The 17,141-nt window shown below is 71.0% G+C and carries 18 protein-coding genes; 7 read left to right on the top strand and 11 right to left on the bottom strand.

Annotated elements, in window-relative coordinates:
• Window positions 1–54: 54 nt before the first annotated feature.
• Both ABZ567_RS07295 and ABZ567_RS07290 read right to left on the bottom strand, forming a co-directional pair.
• The gene (locus ABZ567_RS07295; protein ID WP_360785582.1) at window positions 55–405 is read right to left on the bottom strand and encodes a hypothetical protein; all 351 of its coding nucleotides are present in this window, start codon (window positions 403–405) and stop codon (window positions 55–57) included.
• Between the two features lie 173 nt (window positions 406–578).
• Entirely contained in the window at window positions 579–1,733 is a 1,155-nt protein-coding gene (locus ABZ567_RS07290) for an adenosine deaminase (protein ID WP_360785581.1), read from the bottom strand.
• A gap of 105 nt (window positions 1,734–1,838) precedes the next feature.
• Between ABZ567_RS07290 and ABZ567_RS07285 the strand changes: the two genes are divergently transcribed.
• Together ABZ567_RS07285 and ABZ567_RS07280 are read left to right on the top strand one after the other, a co-directional pair.
• Entirely contained in the window at window positions 1,839–2,645 is an 807-nt protein-coding gene (locus ABZ567_RS07285; protein ID WP_360785580.1) for a GNAT family N-acetyltransferase, read from the top strand.
• A gap of 89 nt (window positions 2,646–2,734) precedes the next feature.
• Window positions 2,735–3,514 (top strand): alpha/beta hydrolase, encoded by a 780-nt coding sequence (locus tag ABZ567_RS07280; RefSeq protein WP_360785578.1) that lies wholly within the window; start codon window positions 2,735–2,737, stop codon window positions 3,512–3,514.
• An 18-nt stretch (window positions 3,515–3,532) separates the two neighbouring features.
• On the opposite strand, the gene ABZ567_RS07275 is transcribed toward ABZ567_RS07280, so the two are convergent.
• Window positions 3,533–4,483: a LysR family transcriptional regulator gene (locus ABZ567_RS07275; protein WP_360785577.1), complete on the bottom strand. Its 951-nt coding sequence runs from the start codon at window positions 4,481–4,483 to the stop codon at window positions 3,533–3,535.
• 62 nt (window positions 4,484–4,545) lie between these two features.
• On the opposite strand from ABZ567_RS07275, the gene ABZ567_RS07270 reads away from it, so the two are divergent.
• The 3 genes from ABZ567_RS07270 to ABZ567_RS07260 all read left to right on the top strand — a co-directional run bounded on the left by ABZ567_RS07270 (window position 4,546) and on the right by ABZ567_RS07260 (window position 7,648).
• Window positions 4,546–5,808: an MFS transporter gene (locus ABZ567_RS07270; RefSeq protein ID WP_360785575.1), complete on the top strand. Its 1,263-nt coding sequence runs from the start codon at window positions 4,546–4,548 to the stop codon at window positions 5,806–5,808.
• Window positions 5,809–5,885: 77 nt separating this feature from the next.
• A complete protein-coding gene (locus ABZ567_RS07265; protein ID WP_360785574.1) occupies window positions 5,886–6,593 on the top strand; it encodes a L,D-transpeptidase in 708 nt (235 codons plus the stop codon).
• An 83-nt stretch (window positions 6,594–6,676) separates the two neighbouring features.
• The gene (locus ABZ567_RS07260; protein ID WP_360785572.1) at window positions 6,677–7,648 is read left to right on the top strand and encodes a sigma-70 family RNA polymerase sigma factor; all 972 of its coding nucleotides are present in this window, start codon (window positions 6,677–6,679) and stop codon (window positions 7,646–7,648) included.
• A 169-nt stretch (window positions 7,649–7,817) separates the two neighbouring features.
• Here ABZ567_RS07260 and ABZ567_RS07255 read toward each other — a convergent pair whose 3' ends face one another.
• Entirely contained in the window at window positions 7,818–8,204 is a 387-nt protein-coding gene (locus ABZ567_RS07255; RefSeq protein ID WP_360785570.1) for a VOC family protein, read from the bottom strand.
• Window positions 8,205–8,267: 63 nt separating this feature from the next.
• Here ABZ567_RS07255 and ABZ567_RS07250 point away from each other — a divergent pair, with 63 nt between their 5' ends.
• Window positions 8,268–9,233 carry a YafY family protein gene (locus ABZ567_RS07250; RefSeq protein WP_360785568.1) on the top strand — a complete coding sequence of 322 codons (966 nt, stop codon included), beginning with the start codon at window positions 8,268–8,270 and terminating at the stop codon, window positions 9,231–9,233.
• Between the two features lie 415 nt (window positions 9,234–9,648).
• Here ABZ567_RS07250 and ABZ567_RS07245 read toward each other — a convergent pair whose 3' ends face one another.
• Together ABZ567_RS07245 and ABZ567_RS07240 are read right to left on the bottom strand one after the other, a co-directional pair.
• Complete coding sequence (locus tag ABZ567_RS07245) at window positions 9,649–10,182, bottom strand: hypothetical protein (RefSeq protein ID WP_360785566.1); 534 nt, start codon at window positions 10,180–10,182, stop codon at window positions 9,649–9,651.
• Between the two features lie 33 nt (window positions 10,183–10,215).
• Entirely contained in the window at window positions 10,216–10,467 is a 252-nt protein-coding gene (locus ABZ567_RS07240; protein WP_360785564.1) for an STAS domain-containing protein, read from the bottom strand.
• A gap of 87 nt (window positions 10,468–10,554) precedes the next feature.
• Here ABZ567_RS07240 and ABZ567_RS07235 point away from each other — a divergent pair, with 87 nt between their 5' ends.
• Window positions 10,555–11,214 carry an HAD family hydrolase gene (locus ABZ567_RS07235; protein ID WP_360785562.1) on the top strand — a complete coding sequence of 220 codons (660 nt, stop codon included), beginning with the start codon at window positions 10,555–10,557 and terminating at the stop codon, window positions 11,212–11,214.
• 71 nt (window positions 11,215–11,285) lie between these two features.
• Here the strand turns inward: ABZ567_RS07235 and ABZ567_RS07230 are convergent, their stop codons facing one another.
• From ABZ567_RS07230 to ABZ567_RS07210, 5 genes are all read right to left on the bottom strand, one after another.
• Entirely contained in the window at window positions 11,286–12,563 is a 1,278-nt protein-coding gene (locus tag ABZ567_RS07230) for a thymidine phosphorylase (protein ID WP_360785560.1), read from the bottom strand.
• A gap of 82 nt (window positions 12,564–12,645) precedes the next feature.
• A complete protein-coding gene (locus ABZ567_RS07225) occupies window positions 12,646–13,110 on the bottom strand; it encodes a cytidine deaminase (RefSeq protein ID WP_360785559.1) in 465 nt (154 codons plus the stop codon).
• Complete coding sequence (locus tag ABZ567_RS07220) at window positions 13,107–14,369, bottom strand: ABC transporter permease (RefSeq protein WP_360785557.1); 1,263 nt, start codon at window positions 14,367–14,369, stop codon at window positions 13,107–13,109. The genes ABZ567_RS07225 and ABZ567_RS07220 overlap by 4 nt, the downstream gene beginning before the upstream one ends.
• Window positions 14,366–15,484, bottom strand: coding sequence for an ABC transporter permease (locus ABZ567_RS07215; RefSeq protein ID WP_360785555.1), 1,119 nt, complete (start codon window positions 15,482–15,484; stop codon window positions 14,366–14,368). Before ABZ567_RS07215 ends, ABZ567_RS07220 begins: the two co-directional genes overlap by 4 nt.
• Window positions 15,481–17,118 carry an ABC transporter ATP-binding protein gene (locus ABZ567_RS07210; protein WP_360786502.1) on the bottom strand — a complete coding sequence of 546 codons (1,638 nt, stop codon included), beginning with the start codon at window positions 17,116–17,118 and terminating at the stop codon, window positions 15,481–15,483. The genes ABZ567_RS07215 and ABZ567_RS07210 overlap by 4 nt, the downstream gene beginning before the upstream one ends.
• Window positions 17,119–17,141 lie beyond the last annotated feature (23 nt).

The following is a 17,141-nucleotide window of genomic DNA, read 5'->3' as shown; positions in this document are numbered from 1 at the left end:
GGGCGCGCACCCGGGAGAACCGGGTGCGCGCCCCTTCGGCGGTTGCGGCGGAGGTCAGCCGATCGGGAGGCCGGCGGGCAGGCCGCCGAGGAGGCCGCCCAGCGCGCCACCCCCGAGACCACCGGTGACGGCGTCGAGCGGGAGGCTCTTGGTGGCCTGGCCGGCGGTGGCCGGCAGGGTCTTGACACCCTGGTCGAGGGCGCCCTGACCGCCACCGAGGGACTCGGGGGCGCCGACGGGGAGTTCGGTGAGTCCGGCACCCAGCGGGAGGGCCTTGGTCACCGTGCCCAGCGCGTCGGCGCCGACGGGCAGGGAGGGCGCTGCGGAGGCCGTACCGGCGGCGGTGACGGCGAAAGCGGCACCGAGGGCGGCGACACCGAGCTTCTTGGCGGCAGACTGCTTCATCTGAAAATCTTCCTTGGGGAATCCGGGGGCTTCGGAAAAAGCCGGGAGGGGAAATCCTGGGAATGCAGAGCGGCTCTGCAACCTAACCAGGGATCGTCGCCTCCGCAAACATCGGAAAGCGGCCGGGTGTCGCGCTCACCCGGCCGCTCCCGCCCCCGTGACGGGGTGCCGTCTCAGCCCGCCGTACGGGAAGAATCGCTGGTCGTGGCGGTCTGCTGGAACAGCCATTCGGACTTCAGCTCGGCGTATCCCGGCTTGATGACCTCGTTGATCATGGCCAGTCGTTCATCGAAAGGAATGAACGCTGATTTCATCGCATTGACAGTGAACCACTGCATGTCGTCGAGCGTGTAATCGAACGCTTCGGTCAACAGCTCGAATTCGCGGCTCATGCTCGTCCCGCTCATCAGCCGGTTGTCGGTGTTGACCGTGGCCCGGAAGTGCAGCCGGCGGAGCAGACCGATGGGGTGTTCGGCGATGGAGGCGGCGGCCCCGGTCTGGAGGTTGGACGAGGGGCACATCTCCAGCGGGATGCGCTTGTCGCGGACGTAGGCGGCGAGCCGGCCGAAGGTCACCGAGCCGTCGTCGGCGACCTCGATGTCGTCGATGATCCGGACGCCGTGTCCCAGCCGGTCGGCGCCGCACCACTGGAGCGCCTGCCAGATGGACGGAAGCCCGAAGGCCTCGCCCGCGTGGATCGTGAAGTGGTTGTTCTCCCGCTTGAGGTACTCGAAGGCGTCGAGGTGGCGGGTGGGCGGGTAGCCGGCCTCGGCGCCCGCGATGTCGAAGCCGACGACGCCGGTGTCGCGGTAGCGGTTGGCGAGTTCCGCGATCTCCAGGGCGCGGGCGGCGTGCCGCATGGCGGTCAGCAGGGCGCCGACCCTGATCCGGTGCCCGTTCGCCCTGGCCTGCCGCTCGCCCTCGCGGAAGCCCTCGTTGACGGCCTCCACGACCTCCTCCAGGGTGAGACCACCCTCCAGGTGCTGCTCGGGGGCGTAGCGCACCTCCGCGTACACGACGCCGTCCTCGGCGAGGTCGACGGCGCACTCGACGGCGACGCGGAAGAGGGCCTCCCGGGTCTGCATGACGGCGCAGGTGTGCGCGAAGGTCTCCAGGTACCGCTCTAGGGACCCGGAGTCGGCGGCTTCGCGGAACCAGATGCCGAGCTTGTCGGGTTCCGTCTCGGGGAGCTGCGAGTAGCCCTGCTCCCGGGCGAGTTCGATGATCGTGCCCGGGCGCAGCCCGCCGTCGAGGTGGTCGTGGAGCAACACCTTCGGGGCGCGGCGGATCTGGTCCGCGGTGGGGATGCTGGGGGTCTGGCTCGTCATTTCCGCACTCTAGCCCCTACGCGCGTAGAGCGCGCCCTGCGGCGCCGCGTCCGCGCCGGACGTTTTCCGGTGGGGCCCGGGAGACCGAACGCCTAGCGTGGGGCCATGACTTCCGCGATTCCCGGCTCCGAATTGCACCGCGTCCACGCCTTCCTGTCCGACTTCGACCGCAGGCAGGCGGCTCGTACGGTCGACTTCCCGGGCGGCTTCGCCGCCTTCGACGACGCGTACCCGCTGTCCCGGGGGAACAACCACGTCCTGGTCGACGGGGAGACCGACGCGGAGGCGTTGCCCGCGCGGACCGAGGAGCTGATGGGCCACCTCCCGTACCGCCATGCGCACGTCCTCGACGAGGCGGTCGCCGCAGCCTGTCTGGGGCCCATGTCCCGGGCCGGGTATCAGCACACCGCCTCACTCCTCATGTGCCACACCGGCCCCGTGGAGGCCCGTGGCGGGGCGCGGGAGGTGGACCTGGACGCGTTGCGCGGGCCGGTGACCGCGTCCTGGCACCGCATCGCACCGCAGGCCGCCCCGGAACACGTCCACGACCTGGTGGAGCGGCGGGCGGCCCGGCTCAGGGGCGCCGAGGTCGTCCGGTTCCTGGCTTCGTACGGCCCGGCCGGCGAGGTGGCCGCCTGGGCCGATCTCTATCTGGACCCGGCGAGCGGGGTGGCGCAGATCGAGGACCTCGTCACGGACGGGGCGCACCTCGGGCAGGGGCATGCCGGCGCCGTCCTCGACACGGCCTTGCGCCTGGCCGCCGACGCCGGCTGCACCACCCGTTTCCTGACCGCCCGGGTGAACGACTGGCCGCGCCGCTGGTACGCGCGGAAGGGCTTCGAGACGATCGGGACCATGTCCCGTTTCGGACGGCCTGAGGTTTCGGACGGCCCGAGGTTTCGGACGGCCTGAGGAACCGCGGGCGTTCGGTCCCCGGGCGATACGCAACAGAGACCGCGCGTACGACTGGCGTACACCTCCGCTTCTGAGACTGTTCTGTCATGGCGCACTTCGCACTCGTGGGGCCGCCCGACGCCCGGAGACCCCGGCTCGGACGGCCTGTTGCAGGTTCACGGACGTCGGCGGCCGCGGGCGGCGTGGTGCTGCTGCTGCCGGACGGCGAGCCGGTGTCGGGGCGGGGTGCCTCCCTGCGGGCCCACGCGGCGATGCTGCCGCTCGGGCGCACGCTCGTCCGCGCGGGCCGGTCCGAGGGACTCGTCGCCCATGTGGTGCGCTACCGGGTGCGCGGCTGGAACGGGGCCGACGCGAACCTCGCGGAGGACGCCTCCTGGGCGGTCGCGGAGGCGGTACGGCGCTACGGCGACGTCCCGGTCTGCCTCGTCGGTCACGGGCTCGGCGCCCGGGCGGCGCTGCGGGCGGCCGGCCACGGAGCGGTCGGCGCGGTCCTGGGGCTCGCCCCCTGGCTGCCGGAGGACGACGTGGCGGCGGAGCCGGAGGCGGTGCGCCAGCTGGTGGGGCGCCGGGTGCTGCTCGTGCACGGCACGAACGACGCCCGTACGGACCCCGAGCTGTCGTTCCGGTTCGCGCAGCGGGCGAAGAAGGCCAACCGGGACACCTGCCGCTTCGAGGTGCACTCGGACGGCCACGCGCTGCGCCAGTACGCGGACGAGGTCCAGGCCCTTGCGGCCGACTTCGTCCTCGGCGCCCTCTTCGCCCGCCCGGTCGCCCGCCCGGTGACGGACGCGATGGCCGCTCCCCCGCCCCTCGGCCTGCGGATGCCGTTGGCGGCGGGCTTCGGGGGCGCTCCCCGGCGTCTCTAGGGGCAGGCCTGACGGGTCCTACGGCAGCAGGTGGCCCCTTCTGCTCAGGAGGAACTTCTTGAAGGCGGCCACCGGGGCCGTGTCCGGGTGGCCGTCGAGCCAGGCGACTCCGATCTCGCGGACCGCGCGCGGGGCGGTGACGGTGAGTTCGACGACACCGGGGCGCGGGACGGCCGGCGGGGGCAGCAGGGCGACGCCGAGGCCGGCGGCGACCAGGCCGCGCAGGGTCTCGGCCTCCTCGCCCTCGAAGGCGACCCGGGGCCGGAAGCCGGCCTCGGCGCACAGGTCGTCGGTGATGCGGCGCAGCCCGTACCCCGGCTCCAGGGTCACGAAGGTCTCCTCCGCGGCCTCGGCGAGGCGGACCCGTTTGCGGCCCGCGAGCCGGTGGTCGTCGGGGACGACGAGCCGGAGCCGCTGCTCGTCGAGACGGCGGGCGACCAGGTCGGGGGCGTCCGGGACCGGGGAGGTCAGACAGAGGTCGAGGTCGCCGGCCCGGAGCCGCTCGATCATGGCCTCGCCGTAGTTCTGGACGAGGGTGAAGCGGATCCGCGGGTGATCGACGCGGAAGGCGCGGATGAGACCGGGGACGGTCTCGGAGCCCATGGTGTGGAGGAAGCCGAAGGCGATCCGGCCCGCGGTGGGGTCGGCGTCGGCCCGTACGGTGTCGGCGGCCCGTTCCACCTCGGCCAGGGCCCGCTCGGCGGCGGTGAGGAAGCGGCGCCCCGCGGGGGTGAGGGAGACCGTGCGGCCGCGGCGGGCGAAGAGGGTGACGCCGAGGTCCTGTTCGAGCCGGACGATCGCCCGGGAGAGGGTGGACTGGGGGACGCCCATCTCGGCCGCGGCGCGGGTCACGTGCTCGTGCCGGGCGACGGCGGCGAAGTACGCGAGCCGCGGCGCGAGCAGCGGTCCCATGTCTTCTTCGTTACTGTTCGGTGACAGGCGAGGCTGTGACCTGTACTCATGCACCATGGGAACGATTACAGCAGTTCCGTGCATTGGACGCATGAAACGGGGCGTCCTACGTTCATGACATGCCTTCCGCCAGTACCCAGGCGGCCGCCACCACCGCGTCCGCCGACACCCGCCTCGCCCCCGGCACCCCCGGCTACCGCCGGATGAGCCTCGCGCTCTTCGCCGCGGGCCTCGCCACCTTCGCCCTCCTCTACTCCACGCAGGCCCTCCTTCCGGCCATCTCGGCCGAGTTCGGCGCCACCGCCTCCGCCGCCTCCTGGACGGTCTCGGCCGCGACCGGCGCCCTGGCCCTGTGTGTCCTCCCGCTCAGCGCCCTCTCGGAGCGCTTCGGCCGGCGCGCGATGATGACCGCCTCTCTTTCGGTCGCGGTCGCCGTCGCGCTCCTGGTGCCGCTCGCCCCGAACCTGGAGTCCCTGATCGCCCTCCGCGTCGTCCAGGGCGCGGCGCTCGCCGGGCTGCCGGCGTCCGCGATGGCCTTCCTCGCGGAGGAGGTCCGGCCCAGGGCGCTGATCGCGGCGATCGGCCTGTTCGTGGCGGGCAATTCGATCGGCGGCATGAGCGGCCGTCTGGTGACCGGCTGGGTGGCCCAGCTGTGGGGCTGGCGCGCGGGTCTGGCCGCCGTCGGGCTGACCTCCCTGCTGTGCGCGCTCGCCTTCCGGGCCCTGCTGCCGAAGGCCCGGCACTTCACCCCCGGCCCGCTCGCCCCGAGGGCTCTCGCCCGCGCCGTACGGACGCATCTCTCGGACCCTCTGCTGATGCGGCTGTACGTGATCGGCGCCCTGTTCATGACGGTCTTCGGCGCGGTGTACACCGTGATCGGCTACCGCCTGGTGGAGGCCCCGTTCTCACTGCCGCAGGGCGTGATCGGCTCGATCTTCCTGGTCTACCTGGTCGGTACGGTCTCGTCGGCGGCGGCCGGAAGGCTCGTCGGGCGGCTCGGCCGGCGCGGGGCGCTCTACCTGGCGGTCTCCACCACCGCCCTCGGCCTGCTGCTCTCGCTCGCCGACACGCTGCCGACGGTCCTCGCGGGCCTGGTCCTGATCACGGCCGGTTTCTTCGCGGGCCACGCGGTCGCCTCCTCGTCGGTGAGCCGTACGGCGAAGACGGGCCGCGCGCAGGCTTCGGCGCTCTACCAGTCCGCGTACTACCTCGGCAGCAGCGCGGGCGGCACGCTCGGCGCGATCGCCTTCCACGCGGGCGGGTGGGCCGGCACCGTCCTGATCGGTCTCGTCGCGGTCCTGGGCGTCGTGTCGGTCACGCTGTACGGCAGCCACAGCGCCCGCCTGGAGGCGCGGCGGATCCAGCCCGTCGCGTCCTGCTGATTTCGTCCGGATCCGATGCAACTGAGTCGCTCCCCCGGACGTCCTGAACGATAGGACTCTAGGGGGAGTTGACGATCATGAAGACAATCGCGGGTCGGATGGGGAAGAGAGCGGGCATCGCGGCCGGCCTCACCTCGATGGTGGTGCCGATGACGATCGCGCTCGGTGCGGCTCCGGCGCAGGCGGCGTCCTGCAACGTGACGACGGGCCCGTACCAGAAGCAGGTGGAGAAGTTCCTCGGGCGGACGGTCGACGGCCGGCAGTCGCTCGCCGACTGCAAGGCCATCCAGGCGTTCCAGGCGAAGCACGGCATCACGCCGACCGCGGGGTACGCGGGGACGATCACCTGGCGCACCATGAACACGATGCTCCAGCAGAAGGCGGCGGGCACCAACCCCAACCGGGCGGGCACCTGCCCCACCAACCGGGGCCGGATCGCCTGTGTCGACCTGACCCGCCAGCTGAGCTGGATCCAGGACGGCGCACGTCTCACGTACGGTCCCGTGCCGGTCCGTACGGGCAAGGACGGCACCGAGACCCGCACGGGCTCGAAGAAGATCTACATGCGGAACATCAACCACTGGTCGACGATCTACCACGTCTCCATGCCGTACTCGCAGTTCTTCGACGGCGGGCAGGCCTTCCACTCGACCACGAAGTCCATGTGGAACCCGCCGGGGTCCGGCGGCTGCGTCAACATGCGGTCGGCCGATGCCAAGGCGTACTGGAACCTGCTCAGGAACGGTGACGACGTCTTCGTCTACGGACGCAAGCCGGGAACCTGACCCGACTGTCAGTCCGCTGCGGTAGCTTCCCTCTCACCGGCACCGAACGGGTGCCGGTGAGGGCTGAGTGGGGTGTGGACCCGATGAGTGACGCCGCGACCGCGACGACCGACGAACTCGACAAGTACCGCCGGGAGCTGACTGGTTACTGCTACCGGATGCTCGGATCGTCCTTCGAGGCGGAGGACGCGGTGCAGGACACCATGGTGCGGGCCTGGAAGGCGATCGACTCCTTCGAGGGCCGCTCCTCGCTGCGGTCCTGGCTCTACCGGATCGCCACCAACGTCTGCCTGGACGCGCTGAACGCGGGCAACCGGAGGGCACGGCCGATGGACCTGACCTCGCCGACGCCGGTCGCCCAGGCGCAGCTCGTCAAGCAGCCCGAGATCACCTGGCTGGAGCCGATTCCCGACGGGCGGGTGCTGCCCTCGGTCGCCGACCCCGCGGAGACGGCCGTCTCCCGGGAGACCGTACGGCTCGCGTTCGTGGCCGCGCTCCAGCACCTGCCGCCCAAGCAGCGGGCCGTGCTCATCCTGCGCGAGGTGCTCGCGTGGAGGGCGAGCGAGGTCGCGGAGCTCCTCGACACCACCGTCGCCTCGGTCAACAGCGCGCTCCAGCGGGCCCGGGCGACCCTGGCCGAGCAGGCGCCGGCCACCTCCGACCCGGCGAACCCGCTCGACGAGGAGCAGAAGGCGCTCCTTGAGCGCTATGTCGCCGCCTTCGAGGGCTACGACATGAAGGCGCTGACCGCGCTCCTCCACGAGGACGCGACCATGTCCATGCCGCCGTACGACCTCTGGCTCCGGGGCCACGACGACATCGTGGGCTGGATGCTGGGCGTCGGCGAGGTCTGCTCCGGCTCGAAGCTGGTGCCGACCGTGGCGAACGGCTCGCCGGCGTTCGCGCAGTACCACCCGGACCCGGCCGGCGGCTACGGCCCGTGGGCGCTCATCGTCCTGGAGCTGCGGGACGGCAAGGTCGCCGGGATGGACTTCTTCCTGGACACCGAGCGCTGGTTCCCGCTCTTCGACCTGCCGGCGCGGCTGGAGGGCTAGGCCGCCCCTATCACCCAGGTCGGCCGGGTCACCTAGGCCGTCGAAAGTGGATCTTGGGCTGTGAATGATCACAGGTCATGGGTCGGGGAGATCTCACGGACGAGCAGTGGGCGGTGCTGGAGCCGTTGTTACCGAGGGGAAGAAGTGGTCGTCGGCCGACCGGTGATGCTCAGTCCTGCGTGGAGATGCAGAAGGGGTGGCCTGCGGGGTCTAGCAGGACCCTCCGCTGATCGGGGTGCGGTTGGACAGGGGGTTCCATGGCGCCCAGTGCCAGCATCCGTGCGTGGGCGGCGTCCAGATCGTCGACGCCCAGTTCGATGTGAGCCTGCTTGCCCTGGGACGGGTCCGGCCAGGTCGGACGCCGGTAGTCGGCCACCCGGATGAAGCCAAGTCCGGGTGAACCCTCGCGGCCGAGCAGGATGAAGTCGTCGCTGGAGTAGACGACGGGCAAGCCGAGCGCGGCGCCGTAGAAGCGGGCCAACTCGGCGGGGTCCGGGCAATCGAAGTCGACGGACAGCAAGCGGATCGCCGGCGCGGATGTGGGTTCGGTACTCATGGGGAGGACGCTATGACGGGACCAGGACAGTTCCGGTCCTGGTCATGGGGAACACTTCGGGATGTGATCAGCACCTCCGCCCGCCTGCTGCGACTGGTCTCGCTACTGTCCACTCGACCGACGTGGACCTGCCGCGAGCTGGCCGAGCGGATGGCGGTCACCGACCGCACGGTCCGACGGGACATCGCCCGGCTGCGGGAACTCGGCTACGGCATCGAGTCCGACCCCGGGCCCTGGGGCGGCTACCGCCTCGGCGGTGGCACCCGGGTGCCACCGCTGATCCTCGACGACGAGGAGGCGCTTGCCGTGGCCGTCGCGCTGCGAGAGGCCGCGCTCAGCGGCGTCCTGGGCAGCGACCAGGCCGCACTGTCGGCGCTGTTGAAACTACGGCAGGTCCTACCGCCCCGGATCGCGGACCGGCTGGGGGAAATGGATGCGACCTTCGTACACACTCCCAGGCCCGAGGGTCGTCAGATCTCGCCCGGCGTGCTGCTGGAACTGGCCGCCGCCTGCCGTCGTGGCGAGCGCACCCGTCTGTCGTACCGGGACCATGCAGGGAAGGCCACTGTCCGGGACATCGACCCCTACCGCCTGGTACACACAGGCCGCCGCTGGTACTTCGTCGCCCGGGACGTGGCCCGGGACCAGTGGCGGACATTCCGGGCCGACCGGGTGGTACGGGTACAGCCGACCGGACATGCCGTCGAACTCGTCGACCCGCCCGACCCGGCGCTCCTCGTCTCTCGATCCATCGCGGGCGTCGTGTACCCGCTCTATGTGACAGTCCGGCTGGCGCACCCCATGGACCAGGCGCTGCGGCTGGTCCCGCCGACGATCGGCACCCATCACCCGGACGGCCCCGATGCCACCATTGTCGAAATCGGCGGCAACGACGCTGACCAGCTCGCCACATACCTCCTCGGCCTGGGCACCACGCTACGGGTCCTGTCACCGGACCGCGTACGGGAGGCGCTGCTGCGCCGTACCCGAGACCTGTTCGAGGACAACGGGGGCGGTCAGCCCCGGTAGCGGGCGTTGCGCCGGGTACGAGGCCTCAGCCGCAACTGGTGTCAGAGGGTCGCTCAGCTCCTTCGGACGGATGCGATCAGCGAGTGCCCTCAGGACCGGCCCGGACGGCGGGTCCGCGATGGCCAACCTACAGAAGTCCTGGGTAGCAGCTGCAGCGGTGAGGATCTGTGCCGGTGCGCTCACCGGCACTTCGGCCGGTCGGCCGAACCAGTTCCGTGGGGCATCCCTACGTGCGGCTCCGTGCCCTGCCGAACGTCAAGGAGGCTGGCTACAGGGGCCGGAGCGGGGCTCACCTCGCGGCGTCCGCTCAGGTCCGTGTGCCCGAGAGCCTGAGCCCCGCATGTGGCCAACGTGCCTCGATAGCCCCGGAGAACTGTGAAGACACGTCAGCAACGGGCCACGTGCCTCATGTGCCTTACGACGTCGGGCCGCCCAAGATAACCACGTTCCACGTCTCCGGCAGATCGCTGCCGCAGAAGACGCAGACGAAGTCGTCCTCGCGCACGATGTTGTGCTCCTGGCAGTCAGGGCACCGCCGGAACACCACCTCGTGGGTGAAGCCGGAGGGCCGCCCAAGTTCTACACGGTCCAGAGCACGCGCCACTGCCGACCAGGAGGTCACGTCCGGGCAGTAACCGGTGGACTGGTTGCTGACCTCGTCCACGGTCCACCGGTCCGCCTCACGCACGAAGCCGATCTCGCCGGCACTCAGAACCATGTCCCCGCCGGCGCAGGCCACGTGCTCGCTCCGCCGCGGCGCCAGCCGAAGGACACCATCCATGCCGACCACGAAGGTGAACGGTTCGGTCAGTTCTGCCGCCGATCGCCCAGCGATCCAGCCGTCGAAGTCAGCCGCCGAGCCGATCCGGCACCCGCCGCTGCCAGGCCGGACCGCAGCCTTCAGCTCAACCGGTCCGACATATCGGTAACTCTGCCCCCGCGCACTCACGTCAGCCAACCTCAAGCACTTCCGACACACGCCCTAGGTCGGCAGTGTCTCGTCGAGGCCGGTGAGAAGGAGCAGGGCCCGTAGGTCCGGTCCTGCTCCGTGGAAGCGGATGCGGTGGCCCCGGCGGCCGGCCGCGAGTCTCAACCGGGCGAGGGCGTCGACGGCCGCGAGATCGGCGCACGCGAGGGCGCCGACCTCGCAGACCACGTCACCGGGCGGGGCGGCGCCGAGCCGGGCGCAGAGCCGCGCCACCTCGTCCCGGCTGGGGCGGGCGGGCAGGGTCACGACAAGCGGTTGACTGGTGTCCACGTGCTGTGGGACCGGAGCCGGGACGAGAACTCATCGCGTGGCCGTGTCGCTAGGCTCCGGATCATGACTCAAGAGCCTGTCGAGCTGGTGATCTTCGACTGCGACGGTGTCCTGGTGGACAGCGAGCGGATCTACTGCCGGGTGGACCGGGAGGTGTTCGCCACCCTGGGTGCGGAGTTCACCGAGGAGGAGATGGTGGAGCACTTCGTCGGCTCCTCGCATGAACTCCTCACCTCGATCCTGGAGGAGAGGATCGGCCGCCCCCTGGAGCCCGGTTGGGGCGCGCCGTTCCGGCAGCGGTACGAGGACGCCCTGGACGCGGAACTGACGGCGGTGGAGGGCGTCGCCGACGTACTGGACACGCTGCACGTCCCGTACTGCCTCGCCTCCAACGGCAGCCACGCGAGCATCCGGAGGAACCTCACGCGGGTGGGCCTCCTCGACCGCTTCGAGGGCCGGATGTTCAGCGCCCGGGACGTCGCCCGGGGCAAGCCCGCACCGGACCTCTTCCTGCACGCGGCGGCCACCATGGGCGTCCCGCCCGAGCACTGCGCGGTCGTCGAGGACAGCCCCTACGGCATCCAGGCCGCCCGCGCCGCCGGGATGCGCGCCTTCGGCTACTGCGGCGGGCTGTCCCGCGCGGATCGGCTCGCGGGGCCCCGGACGGTCGTCTTCGCGCACATGCGGGAGCTGCCGGGGCTGTTGGGGACGCCGCTGGGCTGAGGCAGGCGCCTCTCCTCGCCGAGCGGGACCGGGGGGGGCGACCGGTCCCGTTCGACGGGCGACTGCGGCCCTTACGCGATGCGGTCCAGGACGATCGGGCTCGGGGTGAACGACGTGCCCGGGGCGGCGATGTCCCAGGCCGTGTCCAGGGACTTCAGGGCGTACTCGAACTTCTCCGGGGTGTCCGTGTGGAGGGTCAGGAGCGGCTGGCCGGCCGTGACGGTGTCGCCCGGCTTGGCGTGGAGCTCGACACCGGCGCCCGCCTGCACCGGGTCCTCCTTGCGGGCGCGGCCCGCGCCCAGGCGCCAGGCGGCGATGCCGATGTCGTACGCGTCGAGGCGGGTGAGGACGCCGTCGGCGGGGGCGGTGACCACGTGCTGCTCGCGGGCCACCGGGAGGGTCGCGTCCGGGTCGCCGCCCTGGGCCGCGATCATCCGGCGCCAGTGGTCCATCGCCGAGCCGTCGGCCAGCGCCTTCGCCGGGTCCGCGTCCTTGATGCCGGCGGCGTCGAGCATCTCGCGGGCCAGCGCGATGGTCAGCTCGACGACGTCCGCCGGGCCGCCGCCCGCGAGGACCTCGACGGACTCGCGGACCTCCAGGGCGTTGCCGGCGGTGAGGCCGAGCGGGGTGGACATGTCGGTGAGCAGGGCCACCGTCTTGACGCCGCTGTCGGTGCCCAGGCCGACCATCGTGGCGGCCAGTTCACGGGCGTCCTCGATGTTCTTCATGAACGCGCCGGTGCCGACCTTGACGTCGAGGACCAGCGAGCCCGTGCCCTCGGCGATCTTCTTCGACATGATCGAGCTCGCGATGAGCGGGATCGCCTCGACCGTGCCCGTGACGTCGCGGAGCGCGTAGAGCTTCTTGTCCGCCGGGGCCAGGCCGTCGCCCGCCGCGCAGATCACGGCGCCCGTGGTGTCGAGGACGTGCAGCATCTCCTCGTTCGAGAGCAGCGCCCGCCAGCCGGGGATGGACTCCAGCTTGTCGAGCGTGCCGCCGGTGTGGCCGAGGCCGCGGCCGGAGAGCTGCGGGACGGCCGCGCCGCAGGCCGCGACGAGCGGGGCGAGCGGCAGGGTGATCTTGTCGCCGACGCCGCCGGTGGAGTGCTTGTCGGCGGTGGGGCGGGAGAGGGAGTCGAAGTTCATGCGCTCGCCGCTGGCGATCATCGCCGCGGTCCAGCGGGCGATCTCCGCACGGTTCATGCCGTTCAGCAGGATGGCCATGGCCAGGGCGGACATCTGCTCGTCGGCGACCGCACCGCGGGTGTAGGCGTCGATGACCCAGTCGATCTGCTCCGGGCTCAGCTCGCCCTTGTCCCGCTTCGTGCGGATGACGGAGATGACGTCCATGAGGTGTTTCCTCTTTCTACGCGCATAGAGGGGGAAGGGGGGAGCGACCCTTCCATCGTGCCGGAAGGGCCGCTCCGAGGTGTTACTTCGACAGGTGGGCCGGGCCGAACGCCTGCGGGAGCATCTCCGCCAGCGTCAGGAACCCCGCGGGCGTCTCCAGGACGAGCTCGGAGCCCCCGAACTCGTACAGGAGCTGACGGCACCGGCCGCACGGCACCAGGGACTCGCCCCGGCCGTCCACGCAGACGAAGTGGGTCAGCCGACCGCCCCCGGTCGCCTGGAGCTGCGACACGAGCCCGCACTCGGCGCACAGGCCGAGGCCGAAGGAGGCGTTCTCGACGTTGCAGCCGGAGACCACCCGGCCGTCGTCGACGCGGGCCGCCGCGCCGACCGGGAAGCCCGAGTACGGGGCGTACGCGCGGGACATGGCCTCGCGGGCCGTGACCCGCAGGGCCTCCCAGTCCGCCTCCGGAAGCGCGGGCCCGGCTGGGCCGGCCTCGGGACGGCCGGGCTGCCCGGGCGCGGGCTCCGGGAGGGCGCCGGTCACTTGCCCTGGCCCTTCCGGTACGGCAGACCGTCCGCCTTCGGCATGCGCAGGCGCTGCGCCGACAGGGCGAGCACGAGCAGGGTGGTGACGTAGGGGGCCGCGTCGACGAACTGGCTCGGGACCTCGTCGGTCAGCGCGTACCAGAGGAAGAACACGGCGGAGAACGCGGCCGCGACCACGCCCGCCACGTACTTCTTCTTGTAGAGCTGCCAGGCGGCGGCGAGCACCAGGAGGACGGCGACCAGCAGCAGCAGCGCGTGGACGTTCTCGGCGCCGCCGCGCAGCTTGAGGCTGTCGGTGAAGCCGAAGAGGCCGGCGCCGAGCGCCATGCCGCCGGGCATCCAGTTGCCGAAGATCATCGCGGCGAGACCGATGTAGCCGCGGCCGCCGGTCTGGCCCTCCTGGTAGATGCCGGTGGCGACGATCGCGAGGAACGCGCCGCCGAGGCCGGCGAGGGCGCCGGAGACGGTGACGGCGATGTACTTGTACTTGTAGACGTTCACGCCGAGGGACTCGGCCGCGACCGGGTTCTCACCGCAGGAGCGCAGCCGCAGGCCGAAGGCCGTGCGCCACAGCAGCCACCAGGTCGCCGGGATCAGCAGCAGGGCGACGACGGTGAGCAGCGACAGGTTGGTGACGAGGCCGCCAAGGATCCCGGCCAGGTCGGAGATCAGGAACCAGTGCTTCGCCTGGAGGTCCTGCAGCCAGTCGGACAACCCCGGGATCGTGATCTTGGTGATCTGTTCGATGCGCGGGGACTGCTTGGAGGAGCCCCCCTCGGCCTCGGCGAACGTGAAGTTCGACAGGTACTGGGTGAAGCCGACCGCGAGGATGTTGATCGCCACACCGGAGACGATGTGGTTCACGTTGAACGTCACGGTGATGATCGCGTGCAGCAGGCCGCCGAGCGCGCCGCCGAGGAGGCCGAGCAGGACGCCGACCCACGGGCCCCACTGGTAGCCGGCCCAGGCGCCGAACCAGGTGCCGAGCACCATCATGCCCTCGAGGCCGATGTTGACGACGCCCGCACGCTCGGCCCAGAGACCGCCCAGACCGGCGAGGCCGATGGGGACGGCGAGCTGGAGGGCGCCGGAGACCTGACCCACGGAGGTGAGGTCGTTGGCCCCGGAGACGGCCCTGACGAACGAGAAGAGCAGGAGACCGGCCGCGACGATCAGCATGATCCACGGCAGGGTGAGCTTGCGGCGTCCGCCGCCCTTGGGCGCGGCGCTCGGCTTGGTGGCAGTGCCGGTGCTCATGCCGAGACCTCCTTGTCGGTCTTGATGGCGCCGCCGGCGGCGAGTTCCTCGCCGACCTTCTGCTGCTGGCGGCGGAGGCCGTAACGGCGGACGAGCTCGTAGGAGACGACGACCGCGATCACGATGATGCCCTGCATGATCTTGGTGATCTCCTTCGGGTAGCCCTCGGTGTCCAGCGACGAGGAGGCCTTGTCGAGGAACGCGAAGAGCAGGGCCGCGAAGAAGATGCCGACCGGGTGGTTACGGCCGAGCAGGGCGATGGTGATGGCGGTGAAGCCGACACCGACGGGGAAGTCGAGGCTGTACGTGTGGGACTCGCCCAGCAGCGTCGGCATGCCGGCGAGGCCGGCCAGGGCGCCCGAGAGCAGCATCGAGGTGAGGATCATCTTCTTGGCGTCGACACCGCTGGCCTGGGCGGCGGACTCGCTGGCGCCGGTGGCGCGCAGGTCGAAGCCGAAGCGGGTGCGGTTGAGGACGAACCAGTAGACGACGCCGAGCGCGAGCGCGACGAAGGTGAAGCCGTAGATGACCCCGTTGCCCTCGCCCATGTCGATGCCCGGGAACCAGCCGGACTCCGAGATCTCACCGGTGGTGAGGTTGTTCGAGCCCTCCGGCTGGACACCGAAGTTCTTCGGCAGGATCAGCCAGGCCACCAGCGAGGTCGCGATGGCGTTCAGCATGATCGTCGAGACGACCTCGGAGACGCCCCGGGTGGTCTTCAGGATGCCGGCGATGCCGGACCAGAAGGCACCGGTCAGCATCGCGACGAGCACGATGAGCAGGATGTGCAGCGGGCCGGGCAGCTCGACCGACGCGCCCACGAGGGCCGAGACCATCGCGGCGAGCCGGTACTGACCGTCGACACCGATGTTGAACAGGTTCATCCGGAAACCGATGGCCACGGCCAGGGCTGCCAGGTAGTAGATCCCTGTCTGGTTGACGATCAGGACCTGGATGTCCGAGAACGCCGCGTTGTCGATCATCAGCGTGATCGGCTCGATCGGGTCGAGGCCCGTCGCGAGCAGCACCAGCACGGTGAGCACGAACGAGGAGACCAGCGCGAGCACCGGTCCCGCCGCGCCCAGGATCAGCTTGTCCTTGTCGAACTTCATCATCGGGCGTCACCGTCTCCGGGCTGCTCTTCGTTGCCTTCGAGGTGACCGCTGGCCGCGCCGGTCATGGCGGAGCCCAGCTCCTCGGGCGTGATGGTGGCGGGGTCGGCGTCGGCGACGAGCCTGCCGCGGTACATGACCCGGAGGGTGTCGGAGAGACCGATCAGCTCGTCGAGGTCGGCGGAGATCAGCAGCACCGCCAGGCCCTCGCGGCGCGCGTCCCGGATCGCGTCCCAGATCTGCGCCTGCGCGCCGACGTCCACACCGCGGGTCGGGTGGGCGGCGATCAGGAACTTGGGGGCGTGGCTCATCTCACGGCCGACGATCAGCTTCTGCTGGTTGCCGCCGGAGAGGGAGGCCGCGGTGACGTCGATGCCGGGGGTGCGCACGTCGTACTCGCGCACGATCCGCTCGGTGTCCTTGCGGGCCGCCTTCGGGTCCAGGACGCCACGCCGGGAGTTGGGCGCCTCGGTGACGTGGCCGAGGATGCGGTTCTCCCAGAGGGGGGCTTCGAGGAGCAGGCCGTGGCGGTGGCGGTCCTCGGGGATGTAGCCGATGCCGCCCTCGCGGCGCTTGCGCACTGAGACCTTGGAGATGTCCTTGCCGTCGAGGGAGATGACGCCCGCGTCGGGGGACGCCATGCCCATGAGGGCCTCGATGAGCTCGGTCTGGCCGTTGCCCTCGACGCCCGCGATGCCGAGGATCTCGCCCTTGTGGATGGTGAGGGAGACGTCGTCGAGGAGCTTGCGGCCCGCGACGGCCTCCTCACGGACGACGGCCGTGCGCGACGGGTCCGGCGGGGCGGCCGTCGTCAGGGGGGTCGCGGCGCCGCCCTCGACCAGGGTCAAACCCTCCACCGTGAGCATCGGTACGTTCGTGACCGTCGACTCGCGGGTCTCCGGCGAGGGGAGCTCGCTGCCGACCATCAGCTCGGCGAGCTGCTTGGTGGTGGCGGTCCTCGGGTCGGCGGTGCCGACCGTGGTGCCCCTGCGGATGACGGTGATGTCGTCGGCGACCTTCAGGACCTCGCCCAGCTTGTGCGAGATGAAGATGACGGTCAGGCCCTCGGACTTGAGCTCGCGCAGGTTGTCGAAGAGCGCGTCGACCTCCTGCGGGACGAGCACGGCGGTCGGCTCGTCGAGGATGAGGATCTTGGCACCGCGGTAGAGGACCTTGAGGATCTCCACGCGCTGGCGGTCGGCGACACCGAGGTCCTCGACGAGCGCGTCGGGGCGGACCCCGAGGCCGTACGCGTCGGAGATCTCCTGGATCTTCCTCCGCGCCTTGGCGCCGATGCCGTAGAGCTTCTCGCCGCCGAGGACGACGTTCTCCAGGACGGTGAGGTTGTCGGCGAGCATGAAGTGCTGGTGCACCATGCCGATGCCGCGCGCGATGGCGTCACCGGGGCTGGAGAAGGTGACCTGCTCGCCGTCGACGGCGATGGTGCCCTCGTCCGGCTTCTGCATGCCGTAGAGGATCTTCATGAGGGTCGACTTGCCGGCTCCGTTCTCGCCGATGAGGGCGTGCACGGTGCCCTTGCGGACCGTGATGGCGATGTCCCTGTTGGCGACGACGCCGGGGAATCGCTTGGTGATGCCGTGCAGTTCTACGGCAGGGGGCGGGCTGGACGCGTTGATGACGCACTCTCCTTGGCCGGAAG

Source organism: Streptomyces sp. NPDC016459, assembly GCF_040632845.1.
In the GTDB taxonomy this organism is placed as follows: domain Bacteria; phylum Actinomycetota; class Actinomycetes; order Streptomycetales; family Streptomycetaceae; genus Streptomyces.
This window is presented reverse-complemented; position numbering and strand designations above follow the sequence as displayed.